Below are 12,717 nucleotides of genomic sequence, written 5' to 3'. Positions count from 1 at the left end.
TACACCGGCCGCATCCAGGAATTGTCTTGTATGAGTTTTATCGATCATGTTGCTGCCTGCAATGATCATGACGCCAGTCGTTTCGTCCCGTTTACGATAGGAGGAGTGACGGTCGGTCGCATACGACCACTGTTTGCCGAATTGCTGAAGCCCTGGCCAGCGGTTTTCTCCGTAACCGATCACTTTGTCGCTCTCAACTGCCGGGAAACCGGGCTGATCGAGCGGTCTGCCCAGGTGGCCGGGGTACTTGAACAGCTGATCGCCCTGGGTGAGCTGAGTCCCTTTCACGGTGAACGCTACGCGGCTGCGCCCCAGGGCGGTGCAAGCCCTCTGCTGCTGATCGATCGTGCGATGGCGCCCCTGTTTGGTATCCGGGCATTTGGCCAGCATGTCAACGCCTATGTCCGCTCCCGGGATGGGCTGAAAATGTGGGTTAGCAGGCGTGCCCATGATCGTCAGCACTATCCCGGCCGGCTGGATAATCTGGCGGCGGGTGGACTGCCTTATGGTATCTCGCTGAATGAGAATCTGGCCAAGGAGTGTTGGGAGGAGGCGGGAATTCCTGGTCATCTTGCCCGTCAGGCTGTACCGGTAGGTGCCGTAAGCTATCATATGGATACGGAGAAGGGTTTCAAGCACGATACACTTTATTGTTATGACCTTGAATTGCCTGAAGATTTTATTCCTGAATGTATGGATGGTGAGGTGCAGTCATTTTACCTTTGGCCGATCGAGGAAGTGCGGGATGTGGTGAAGAACAGCAGTGAGTTCAAACTGAATTGCAATCTTGTGATTATCGATTTTCTCATCCGCCACGGCTATATCGGACCCGATGACGAGACATATTTGGCCCTGCTCACGGCGCTACACCCCGCCATGCCTCCGCTTGAACCGCCATCCGGGTAGTTCGCGTGTTACACTTTGACCCATGGCGCAGTGAAACCTATTGGGTCAAACCAGGGTCCAATTGATGTTTATTAGGATGCGATTCAAATCTATGAAATTCAGATACCTGCTGTTTTGGGCTTTATTGCTGCTTCAGTGTTTTACTCTTGCCTGGGCCAGTGTCAGGGAGGTTCCGCTCGATGAGCTGCAACCCACGCGCGCCCAGCGACAATCCACACTGATTATTCTGAAAGTGATCAACGAGTATCACTACAAAAAACACCTCCTGGACGATGAAATGTCCCGGGCGATCTTGAGTCGGTATCTGGAAGTACTGGACCCGAACAAGAGTTTCTTTATCCAGGGGGATATAGACCGATTCAATGTAATTGGTGATCGTCTGGATGATGATTTGAAAGATGCCCGGCTCGACTCGGCATTCAGCATTTTCCGGGTCTATCGCCAGCGCATCGATGAACGAATCGAATATGCTTTAAAGTTGCTTGATCGGGATTATGATTTCACCATCAACGAAAACTATCGATTTGACCGTCAGAAGTCTCCCTGGACTGCCGACACAGCGGAATTGAATGAGCTTTGGCGTAAAAAAGTGAAGAGCGATATCCTCAGCCTTAAGCTCAAGGATAAGCCGCTGGATGAAATCAAAAGTACCTTGCAAAAGCGTTATACCGGTATTCAGAGGCGAACCCGTCAAATGGATTCTGACGATGTATTTCAGGTCTTTATCAACTCCTACACCTTGAGTCTGGAGCCTCATACCTCCTATATGTCCCCACGGGTGTCGGAGAATTTTGATATCAGCATGCGGCTTTCATTGGAAGGAATCGGCGCCGTATTGAAAAATGAAAACGAATATACCGTGGTACAGCGTACCGTCGTCGGTGGTCCGGCAGCCTTGAGCGGGCAGATCAATCCGGGGGATCGGATTGTCGGGGTTGGTCAGGATGCCGAGGGTGAAATGGAGGATGTGATCGGCTGGCGTCTGCAGGATGTGGTTGATCTTATCCGTGGTGCCAAGGGCACCACTGTCCGGTTACAGCTCTTGCCTGAAGACGAAGGATCGACCGGACGTTCCAAACTGGTCACGCTGGTGCGTAACGAGATCAAGCTGGAGGATCAGGCCGCCAAGAAGTTTGTCATCAAGGACTTGGGTGGTATGGGAAATATTCGCATTGGCGTAATTGATATTCCTGCCTTCTATCGGGACTTTCAGGGGTACTCCAAGGGTGACAAGGATTTTACCAGCACCACTCGCGATGTCCGTAGGCTGATTAGCGAACTGGAAGAGGAAGGCGTGGATGGCATTGTTATTGACTTGCGTGAAAATGGTGGGGGCTCCCTGGTAGAGGCCACCGAGTTGACTGGCCTGTTTATCCCTTCCGGGCCGGTGGTGCAGGTGAAAAATGCCTCGGGTGATCTGGACATAGAAAACGATCCCGATCCCGATCAGGTCTATACCGGACCGCTGGCGGTTCTGGTCGACAGGCACAGTGCTTCGGCTTCGGAAATTTTCGCCGGGGCCATTCAGGATTATCACCGGGGAATTATTATCGGTGAGCCCACCTTCGGTAAAGGAACGGTACAGACCCTGGTCGATCTCGGGCGGTTTGTGCGCTATGGGGAAAAGAACCTGGGGCGCCTGCGCCTGACCATGGCGCAATTTTTCCGAGTGAATGGCGGCAGTACCCAGTTTAAAGGGGTTGTGCCGGATATCGTGTACCCATCCGCGGTGCAATCCGATGATCAGGGTGAACGGAGTCTGGATAACTCGCTACCGTGGGCAAAAATTGATGCCGTGAACTACAAGGCCCAAGGGCTGGGATTGCTGGAACCCTATAGACAAATGCATCAGCTGCGCATCAAGGATGACCCCGGTTTCATCTATCTCACACAAGTCGAGGCGATGCTGAAAGAAGTAAAGGCCCAGGATACGGTGTCACTGCTTGAAAAGGATCGGGAGATTGAGTGGGACCAGCGGGAAAAACGCCGCAAGGCGGAGAAAAACCGCTTCCTGGTGGCGGTTGGACTGGACCCGGAACCGGAAGACGTGGATGAGAATAAAGAGCGCACCGACCCGGCCGCAGATCAGGATGATCCGGTCGCCAGAATCATGCTTAACGAGGCAGCCCATATCCTGGCTGATTACATCGGTGGTCAGAGCAGGGCCGCGATGGTTAATTGATTAGCCCGGCTTTATCCGGATAGACCGCGCTCAATCCACTTTCTGACCCTGTTCGCATCACCGAACGGGGTCAGTTTGCCAAATGAGTTGAGCAGCACAATGGTTAGTTCGCGCCCTTTGACCTTGGCCTGCATTACCAGGCAGCGCCCTGCTTCATTGATATAACCAGTCTTGCTGAGCTGAATATTCCAGGCCTGATTCTTCAGTAGCCGGTTCGTATTACCATAGGTTAGCGGCCCCCGCTTTGGGTAGGGTCGAACGTCCATTCTCAAGCGGGTGGTGGCATCCGCTATCTCCGGATAATCGCTGGCCGCCTTGACCATTCTGACCAGGTCGTTGGGCGAAGCTACATTACCTGCATCCAGTCCGGCTGGATCGGTAAATCGGCTGTCAACCATTCCCAGTTGTCTGGCTTTCGCATTCATTGCCCGGATAAACTGCTCGGTACCTCCGGGATAGGTACGGGCCAGCGCGCTGGCAGCCCGGTTCTCTGACGCCATCAGCGCCAGATCGAGCAGACTGCGGCGACTCAGTGTGGCGCCATAGTTCAGTCTCGAGCCGGTGAGCCTTATCAGATCCCGGTCCTGTTTGGTAATGCGAATCTTCTCATCCAGGGGCAGGCGCGCATCAAGAATCACCATGACCGTCATCAGTTTGGTGATCGAGCCGATTGGCAGTGGAGTAGCACTCTGCTTGCTATAAATTTCGTTGCCGGTGCTGTCAACGATCAGGGCGGAGGCTGAGCGCAGTTTCAACTTTTTCTCATCCAACCTGTTCCAGGCAGGATTGACTGGCTGCTGGCTTGCCGATGACGGGGATTGTGCTGTGGATTGCCGCGCGGGTTCGCCGGCATTCAGTTGACACAGGGGCAGAAACAGGAGGAAAAATATGTACTTCTTCAAACTTGACTGATCCGGGCTATTGAATTTCGGTTATCTTTGCCCAATTTGGGATTAAATGCAAAAACCGCGACCCCTTCATGCAAGGGGATGTCCTACGGTAACAGTCTGGTGGGTGTCGTTTATTCATCGGACAGAAGGCAATCTCACTGGCTATAATGCCGGCTAACCGAGAGGGCTTTGTCCGGAGCGGGTGGGACGAATAACCAGAACAGACAATACCTGGGACAAAACGATTGTATCAATCTGTAGAAAATCGTATCCGGCAGCTATCGGATGATATTGGGCAATACTTGTCTACCGGCGGTGCTGTAGGGCTTGAGAAAGAGTGCCTGCGAGTTTCGGAGGATGGCAGTATTTCCCAGCAACCGCATCCGGTGGCGTTGGGTTCTGCTCTGACTCACCCCTATATCACCACCGACTATTCTGAGGCGCTTGCGGAGCTGATTACGCCACCCTGCGCACGTATAGATGAGGCGCTGGATTTTCTCAAGGATACCCAGAAGTTTGTCTACGACCACCTGGAAAACGAATATCTCTGGGCCACCAGCATGCCCTGTGTACTGGACGGAGGGGAGAATATTCCGTTGGCCTATTACGGCACTTCCAATCCCGGCATTATGAAAAACGTCTATCGCCGGGGTCTCGGTCATCGTTATGGCAGGACCATGCAGGTGATCGCCGGCGTCCATTTCAATTTCTCCTTTGCAGATGACTTCTGGCCGCTGTATCGGGAGCTCCGGCGGAGTCAAGCACAGCAACGGGCCTTTATCGATAGTGCCTATCTGGAGCTGATCAGAAACCTGCAGCGATTTGGCTGGCTGATTCCTTACCTTTTCGGGGCCTCTCCGGCGGTATGCAAGTCCTTTCTGGGCGACAAGCCGACTGAACTGGAGGAATTTGACCGGCATACCTATTTTGAACCTTACGCCACCTCGCTGCGCATGGGTGACATCGGTTATACCAACAGCAAAGAGAAGGGCGTCGGCATCAAGGCGAACTACAACAGCCTCAATAGCTATATCAATAGCCTGACCCACGCCATTGAAACACCGAGCCCGTTGTGGGAGAAGATCGGTGTGGAGGTGAATGGCCGCTACGAACAGCTCAATGCCAATATCCTGCAGATCGAAAATGAGTATTACACCACCGTGAGACCCAAGCAGGTGCTGGATGGGTTGGAAAAGCCGACACTAGCGCTGCGCCGGCGGGGTGTGCGCTATATTGAACTGAGATCGCTGGATGTGAATGCATTCCACCCGCTGGGTGTGAGTGAGGAGCAGCTCAGTTTTTTGCGCGCTTTTATGGTGTTCTGTCTGCTGCTGGAGAGTCCACCGATCAATGTGCAGGAGCGCAGGGAGATTGATCAGAATATAGGTGGTGCCGCGCACCGCGGGCGTGACCCCTCACTCTATCTGTCGCGTCAGGGCAGGGAGATCCGGCTGCGTGACTGGGCTAGGGAACTGCTACAGGCCATGGAGCCGGTGTGTGAACTGCTGGATCGGTGGGATGACGCAAAACCTTACGGCAAGGCACTGAAGCAACAGCAGGCCTGCGTCGCCGACCCGGAAAGTACCCCTTCCGCCCGGATGCTGCAGGAGATGCGCGAGCAGGGTGAAGGATTTTTCCATTTTGCCAGGCGTAAGTCCCTGCAGCATAGGAACTATTTCAACGGCTATGTTCCAGACACCGAGCGCTACCGGATGTTTCTCGATGAGGCGGAGATGTCTCTGGAGCGGCAGCGTGAACTGGAGCAGGAGACAGGCGTAAGCTTTAGCCAGTTTCTGGCTGATTATTTCGCCCAGCACTAGTACTGCTTCAAATTGATAAAGCGCCTGGTGTAGGGTGGGCTAGGCGCATTGATTGCGCGGTGATCCACCAATCGTGCCGTCGGTCGCACCTTAAATAAACGGGATTTGAGCTTAAGTCAGTGCTGTTTGCCTCACACCCGCTTCAGCACCCAATCCATGAGCCGATCAGGCAGTAGTCGTTTCAGTGTGCCGAACAGGTACGTGGGGAAGGTGACATAATAGCGAATCCGTGGCCGGGGACTCTCCAGTGTGTGAATCACCCTTTTCAGCACCGCTTCCGGTGGCAGGGTAAAGGGTACGGCGGGGCCATCCCGGGTCAGCCGCTCCTGCATCGCCCGGTAGGCATCCTGGTGAGGGCTGTGAGCCGGATCAACATGGTGTTTCCACATGGCGTAGGCATTTGCCCGGAAGCGGCTTTCAATCGGCCCCGGTTCAATCAGGCTGACCGATATACCGCTGCCTTGCAGTTCCAGTCGCAAGGTATCGCTTAGGCCTTCCAGGGCAAACTTGCTTGCGTTATAGGCACCACGGTAGGCCAGTGCCGTGAACCCTAGCACGGAACTGTTCTGAATAATCCGACCTTCCCCCTGCCTGCGCATCACCGGTATGATTTTGCAGGTAAGTTCATGCCAGCCAAACAGATTGGTTTCAAACTGGGCGCGTAAAGCTTCCCGGGTCAGGTCCTCAACAGCGCCAGGCTGGCCGTAGGCGCCATTGTTGAACAGTGCGTAAATTCGGTTGTCCGTCATGGCCAGAATCTGTGTGACGGCCTGCTGTATGCTGTCGGAATCAGCGAGGTCCAGTACAACCGATTCCAGTCCGGACTGGACAAGTCGTTCCACGTCCCTGCTTTTCCTGGCAGTGGCAATTACCCGATAACCTCTCTGTTTCAAGCCATTGGCCACGCACAGGCCTATGCCACTCGAACAGCCGGTGATCAGAATTGATTTCCTGGATGAATCGCTCACTTGAGCCTTCCTTTGTGCCTGGTTTTGTGTCGGTTGCCACCAGTCATCACAGGCCTGTCTGAAAGGGCTGTGATCTGAGATTCCCCAGTCTTGTGAATTGGCGGTAGTGACGGGAGATTGTAGCGAATTAACCGAATATGTTGCAGTCTCCTCATCTAAAGTTTCCGCGCTGTTGTCCGCTACAGGATTGCATGCCTGGTTTTTGGTATGGAATTGGTCTGTAGAGTGATGAGGAAGTATTTGTGGATATAGCGACACTGGTTGGGTTGCTGGGCGGTTTTGGAATCATCATCGGGGCGATTGCCACGGGCGGCGATATCATGCTGTTCATTAACGTGCCCTCTATCCTGATTGTGGTGGGCGGCACTTTCATGGTGACCCTGATGCAGGTCTCTCTGAAGGATTTTCTGGGCTCTTTCACCATTGGCATGAAGGCCTTTTTTTACAAGACGGACGATGCGGCATTTTTGATTGAAGAGGCGGTCAGGCTGGCCGATGTGGCGCGTAAGAATGGCCTGCTTGCCCTGGAAGGGCAGGAGATCAGCAACAGCTTCCTCAAGCAGGGTATCAGTCTCTGTGTCGATGGACATGATCCGGCACTGGTCAATCGTCTCTTGAGCAAGGATATCGACCTGACTATTGGGCGCCATGAAGTAGGCCAGGCCATGTTTAAAAATATGGCCACCATGGCCCCTGCGATGGGCATGATCGGTACACTGATCGGTCTGGTGCAGATGCTGGCCAATATGTCTGATCCGGCAAGTATCGGTCCCGCCATGGCGGTAGCACTGCTGACCACGCTCTACGGTGCGGTGATCGCCAATGCATTTGCCCAGCCGTTGGCTGACAAACTGGCGCGCGCCAGCAGCCTGGAGAAAATCAATAAATCGCTGATTATAGAGACCATCGCGGGTATCCAGGAAGGTATGAATCCACGGGTATTGGAACAACTTCTCTCGACTTATCTGCCCTCGAATAAACGCGTCAAGGAAGAGACCGAGTAGGCGATATGGCAGATGATTGCCCAAAATGTGACGAGGGCTTGCCTCCCTGGCTGGCGACCTTTGCCGACCTGATGTCCTTGTTGATGTGTTTTTTCGTGCTGCTGCTCTCTTTTGCCGAGATCGATGCGATACGCTTCAAGAAGATGGCGGAATCGATGAAGGATGCTTTTGGTGTGCAGCGTGAAGTGCCGGCACCGGATATTGTCATGGGCACCAGCGTAATCATGCAGGAGTTCAGCCCATCTACCATTCCGGAACCTTCACTGGTTGATGAGGTGCGGCAACAGACCACGGATATTGAGAAACAAAATCTGGATGTGCCGTCTGACGTGGCCGATGCTGTGGTTGAGGCTGCGCTGGAAAAGGTGTTGCAAGAGGTGGCACAGCAGGCCGAGGAGATCAGAGAGGCACTTAAGCTGGAGATCGAAGAGAATCTGGTCAGTGTGGAAACGGAGCAGACCAAGATCATTATCCGGATCAATGAAAAAGGCTCTTTCCCCTCCGGCAGTGCCAAATTGAATGATGATTTCTATGGCGTGATGGTACGCATCAGCGAGGCTGTCGCACGTACGCCCGGTAAAGTCGTGGTGGCCGGGCATACTGATGACGTACCGATATCCACCAACCGGTTCCGTTCGAACTGGGAACTCTCATCTGCCCGTGCCGTGACCGTGGTTCACGCCCTGCTGGACGATCCCAATGTCGATCCCAAGCGAATAGCTGTGGAGGGGCATGCGGATTCCCAACCGCTGGTGCTGAATGATTCAGTGGAAAACCGGGCGATTAACCGGCGGGTTGAACTGATAATTCAGCGTGGCTCGGATTTGGACAATGGGGGGTTGCTGGAACTTCAGGTGCCGCAACGTTAAGGTGGATCGGTATTGCAGGTGATACAGAATAGCCAACAAACAGGAACAAGCGGGGTGAGTGGTCGTTGAATATCAACCAGGATGAGCGCAGACAATTTTTTCGGATCGACGATAGCCTCAGTCTGAGTTATCGGCAGATCCCTTCCGATCGCCTGGCGGCTTCAATCGAGTGTTTGGAAAATGAAATCGACAGTGACTTCACCGTGGTCAGCAGTCTGGCCGCCGTCAGTCAGGAGATGACGGGAACACTGAATAAGATTGAATCGAGCCGACCGGAGATCGCGGCTTATCTCAAGTCACTGAACAGGAAGATCGATATCCTCGGGCGTGCCCTGATGGCACAGACGACCGAACTGCTGAACCAGCCGGCACAGGCCGTCAATCTCAGTGCCACCGGTATCTCGTTCCAGGTTACCGAATTTATTCAGCCGGGTTCCACGCTGGAGCTGAAGCTTCTCCTGACTCCTTCCTACGCCGGTATCCTGAGTTTTGTTGAAGTAATCGGTTGTGATCCCGCCGCGTCTGGTCCGGAGCAGCCGGATCCGGGATACAATCTGCGTACCGCCTTCGTGCATATACGAGAGCGGGACCGGGATGTGCTGATTCAACATGTAATACAGCGTCAGGGCGCCCAGATACGCCGCGCTCGGGCAGTGCAGGAGCAGCATGGGCGGGGGTGACCGCTGGTTATTTTTTTGCCAGATTACGGATGCAACGCAGATAGGCCTGCTCGTCGGGCATGCGATTTTCCCGTTGTGCTTCCCATAACATTTTACCCAGGCACTCCATCATCCGGTGTTCCGCTTCGTGACTGTCAGCCGCCCCCAGGACCACCTGCTGATAGAGTTGACGAATACCTGTTGGTCGGTCGGTGCCGATCTGTTCCTGCAGACTGATATGCATACCCATGTGCAGAAACGGATTGGTCTCGCCCAGATCGGGTAGAAAATCCTTATCCAACGCACTGTCCGGAGCTTCCAGCAGGGCGTGATATTCCGGATGTTGTCTAATGGTTTCGGCAACCATCCGTTCCAGCGGGATTAGCTCCTCTCCGGTACACGCCTTGCGCCAGGCCTCGGTAAAGAAGCGGCGCATCTGGGTTCGATCATTTCCAAACATTATCCTATAACTCTCAATCCAGATTCTTGTCGCGAAACTCGCACAGATCCTCAATGATACAGGAGCCGCAGCGGGGACTGCGAGCCAGACAGGTGTAGCGTCCATGCAGAATCAGCCAGTGGTGCGCGTCGAGCAGAAATTCCCTGGGTATATTTCTTAATAACCGCTTCTCGACTTCCAGTACATTTTTCCCTGGCGCTATCTTTGTGCGGTTGGCGACGCGGAATATGTGGGTGTCGACCGCCATGGTGGGTTGTCTGAATACCGTGTTCAACACCACGTTGGCGGTCTTTCTGCCGACGCCTGGCAGTGCCTCCAACGCCGTCCTGTCCTGTGGTACCTGGCCCTCGTGCATTGCTATAAGCTGCCTGCAGGTCTTGATGATATTGCTGGCCTTGCTGTTGAACAGGCCAATGGTCTTGATATAGGTCTTCAGTCCTTCTTCGCCGAGCGTCAGTATCGCCTCCGGGGTGTTTGCCACTGCGTAGAGTTTGTCCGTGGCCTTGTTCACCCCCTTGTCGGTGGCTTGCGCGGAGAGAATGACCGCGACCAGTAGTTCAAAGGGGGTATTGAAATTTAACTCGGTCGTGGGGTGTGGATTCTGTTCGCGTAATCGCTCAAAGATAGTACGTCTGATTGCCTGGTTCATGTCGCGGATTTTACCATGACAACTCTCTACAGGGCCGATAAATGTGTACTGGTCGGATGTTCCGGGAGTTTGGTACCGCTTTATTCCGGTCCGCGTTTCAGAAATTACCAGATATAAAGTAGTATATATTTTTTTGCGATGCTTTATTCAGAATTAACAACCGAGGCATGGGATGCTCAATCCGTTACCCGCTTCTTTACTGAAGAACCCGGAATTCCAATCCGCTCTGGTCCGGTTGGGTATCTGGTTATTTGCCGTCGTTTATATCGGATTCGGGGCGGCTACGAATTATTACGCGGTTGATCTGGGGGATTACGCGCTGCTGTTCGGCGGCTATCTGATACTGTTTCTCTCCGTGCTGACGAGCGTGTTCTATCGCCCGGTGTGGGAGGCCAGACGCTATCTCTCCCTGCTGTTTGATATTTCCGCCACCAGCCTGTGCATCTATCTTACCAAGGAAGTGGTGAGTCCTTTTTATCTGCTTTATATCTGGATTTTTATCTCCTATGGCACCCGTTATGGGAAAGCATATCTTAAGGCGGCATCGCTGCTCAGCATCCTTGCCTATGCCCTGGTACTGACGGCTCTGGGTCAGTGGGAGAGATATACCTTTGAGGTGATCTTTTTTCTCTTGTTGCTAATCATGCTTCCGCTCTATCAGTATGTACTGCTGAGAAAATTGCACAATGCCAGGCTGGATGCAGAGCAGTCGGACAAGGCGAAAGGCATCTTCCTGTCCAGTATGACCCATGAACTGCGTACCCCGTTGAGCGGTATTATGGGGATGTCGCAACTGCTCAGGAATACCACGCTCGATCCTGAACAGAAGGAGTATGTGGACTCCATTGCCTCATCGGCCAATATCCTGGACTCTCTGATCAGTGAGGTGCTTGATCTTTCCAAGATGGATGCCGAGGGTTTCGAGTTGAAACCGAGATTGTTCGATATCCGTGGGCTGTTCAGGGATATCAGCCTGACACTGTCTCATCAGGCTATGGACAAAGGTCTTGAGTTGATCTGTTCCGTCGATGAACGTGTTCCGGTGCAACTTTATTATGATGAACTGCGGTTACGCCAGATTCTTTGCAATTTGCTCTCGAATGCACTGAAATTTACCGAGTCTGGAGAAGTGGAGTTGTCGGCATCTTTGGCACTGGTTACCGCCGGGGGCGGTGAGGAGATGCTGTTGATAACAGTCCGGGACACGGGTATAGGGATTTCGGAAGCGCAACAGAAGAAGCTGTTTGAATGTTTTTGGCAGGCGGATGCCTCCTCCACCAGTGGTCATGGTGGTCTTGGTCTCGGCGCCACTATTACCCGGCGTCTTACTCATCTGATGGAAGGGGATGTCAGCGTTGAAAGCAGCCCGGGAGTCGGCAGTACCTTTCAGATACGCTTACCCCTTACCGGGCAGATACCAGACCCGGCAGCGTACCGGTCACGCCTGTTTGATGGTTTTACGGCGCTGATTTATGAGACCAACCAGCGCACGTGTGACCTGATCAGGGAGTCGTGCACCGAGCGGGGCATGCAGTGTTATTCTGTATCCAGGGTCAATGAACTCTCCGCAGTGGTTCAGCAGGTCGAAATGCGGGGTGGCCTGGATTTTGCCATTGTTGCCGATTCTCCGGGTGGTCAGGATGTATACCGAATCGGCCGGGTTCTGCGCCAGCACCTGGGGAGTGACCTCGCCATTATCTATCTGGGGTATATGGAGCGAAGGCTGCAGGACGATCACCCGGCCAGCCATTTCCTGATCAAGCCGTTTTTGGCATCCGAACTGTTGAGTCATATCGGGTTACTGCTGAAGCGAGGAGCATATCCGGAGCATGACAGGGCAACGGATTCTCGCAGCGGGGCGGCATTTCAGGTGAATGTTCTGATGGCCGAGGACAATGCGATTAATGCCAGGGTGCTGAGTACGTTACTGAGTGGCATTGGTTGTCATGTGAGCTGGGCAAGGAATGGAGAGGATGCGTTGCAGATGGCATTGAACGATGTCTTTGATATTTCATTCATCGATCTGCGTATGCCGAAAATGGATGGTCTGGCATTTACCCGCGAGATGCGTGAGCAGGAGAAGGGTGACCGACGACTGCCCATTATTGCCTTGACGGCCAATATTTCATCCGCTATCCGCAAGTCGTGTGCCGAGGCCGGCATGGATGACTTTCTGGCCAAGCCGGTAGATGAACGGTTATTGCGGCAGACGATTGAACGTTATACATCAATCCGCCATCGCAGAATTTAGACGCTGAAGATTGGCTTTGTGGCCTCTCGGTTGCAGGAAGTGAACTGGCTGGAATCAGC

11 protein-coding genes are annotated in these 12,717 nt (G+C 53.5%); 7 read left to right on the top strand and 4 right to left on the bottom strand.

Going from position 1 to position 12,717, the window contains the following annotated elements; all coding sequences use genetic code 11:
- Positions 1-30 precede the first annotated feature (30 nt).
- Positions 31-906 carry a DUF4743 domain-containing protein gene (locus A3GO_RS22980; protein ID WP_051301936.1) on the top strand — a complete coding sequence of 292 codons (876 nt, stop codon included), beginning with the start codon at positions 31-33 and terminating at the stop codon, positions 904-906.
- Positions 907-997: 91 nt separating this feature from the next.
- Positions 998-3,088: a carboxy terminal-processing peptidase gene (locus A3GO_RS0107375; RefSeq protein ID WP_037374849.1), complete on the top strand. Its 2,091-nt coding sequence runs from the start codon at positions 998-1,000 to the stop codon at positions 3,086-3,088.
- Between the two features lie 11 nt (positions 3,089-3,099).
- Here the strand turns inward: A3GO_RS0107375 and A3GO_RS22975 are convergent, their stop codons facing one another.
- Entirely contained in the window at positions 3,100-3,990 is an 891-nt protein-coding gene (locus A3GO_RS22975; RefSeq protein WP_084609891.1) for a serine hydrolase, read from the bottom strand.
- A 233-nt stretch (positions 3,991-4,223) separates the two neighbouring features.
- On the opposite strand from A3GO_RS22975, the gene gshA reads away from it, so the two are divergent.
- The gene (gene gshA, locus A3GO_RS0107365) at positions 4,224-5,798 is read left to right on the top strand and encodes a glutamate--cysteine ligase (RefSeq protein ID WP_029132859.1); all 1,575 of its coding nucleotides are present in this window, start codon (positions 4,224-4,226) and stop codon (positions 5,796-5,798) included.
- Positions 5,799-5,929: 131 nt separating this feature from the next.
- Here gshA and A3GO_RS0107360 read toward each other — a convergent pair whose 3' ends face one another.
- Entirely contained in the window at positions 5,930-6,766 is an 837-nt protein-coding gene (locus tag A3GO_RS0107360; protein ID WP_029132858.1) for an SDR family oxidoreductase, read from the bottom strand.
- Positions 6,767-7,008: 242 nt separating this feature from the next.
- Here A3GO_RS0107360 and pomA point away from each other — a divergent pair, with 242 nt between their 5' ends.
- From pomA to A3GO_RS0107345, 3 genes are all read left to right on the top strand, one after another.
- A complete protein-coding gene (pomA, locus tag A3GO_RS0107355) occupies positions 7,009-7,770 on the top strand; it encodes a flagellar motor protein PomA (RefSeq protein ID WP_029132857.1) in 762 nt (253 codons plus the stop codon).
- Between the two features lie 5 nt (positions 7,771-7,775).
- Positions 7,776-8,639 (top strand): flagellar motor protein MotB, encoded by an 864-nt coding sequence (locus tag A3GO_RS0107350; protein ID WP_029132856.1) that lies wholly within the window; start codon positions 7,776-7,778, stop codon positions 8,637-8,639.
- A gap of 65 nt (positions 8,640-8,704) precedes the next feature.
- The gene (locus A3GO_RS0107345) at positions 8,705-9,319 is read left to right on the top strand and encodes a PilZ domain-containing protein (protein WP_029132855.1); all 615 of its coding nucleotides are present in this window, start codon (positions 8,705-8,707) and stop codon (positions 9,317-9,319) included.
- A gap of 7 nt (positions 9,320-9,326) precedes the next feature.
- Here A3GO_RS0107345 and A3GO_RS0107340 read toward each other — a convergent pair whose 3' ends face one another.
- Together A3GO_RS0107340 and nth are read right to left on the bottom strand one after the other, a co-directional pair.
- Positions 9,327-9,758: a DUF1841 family protein gene (locus A3GO_RS0107340; RefSeq protein WP_029132854.1), complete on the bottom strand. Its 432-nt coding sequence runs from the start codon at positions 9,756-9,758 to the stop codon at positions 9,327-9,329.
- Between the two features lie 13 nt (positions 9,759-9,771).
- Positions 9,772-10,407 carry an endonuclease III gene (gene nth, locus A3GO_RS0107335; RefSeq protein ID WP_029132853.1) on the bottom strand — a complete coding sequence of 212 codons (636 nt, stop codon included), beginning with the start codon at positions 10,405-10,407 and terminating at the stop codon, positions 9,772-9,774.
- Positions 10,408-10,579: 172 nt separating this feature from the next.
- Here nth and A3GO_RS0107330 point away from each other — a divergent pair, with 172 nt between their 5' ends.
- Complete coding sequence (locus A3GO_RS0107330) at positions 10,580-12,658, top strand: ATP-binding protein (RefSeq protein ID WP_029132852.1); 2,079 nt, start codon at positions 10,580-10,582, stop codon at positions 12,656-12,658.
- Positions 12,659-12,717: the final 59 nt, after the last annotated feature.

The sequence above is a fragment of the Sedimenticola selenatireducens DSM 17993 genome, assembly GCF_000428045.1.
Taxonomy (GTDB): Bacteria; Pseudomonadota; Gammaproteobacteria; order Chromatiales; family Chromatiaceae; genus Sedimenticola; species Sedimenticola selenatireducens.
This window is presented reverse-complemented; position numbering and strand designations above follow the sequence as displayed.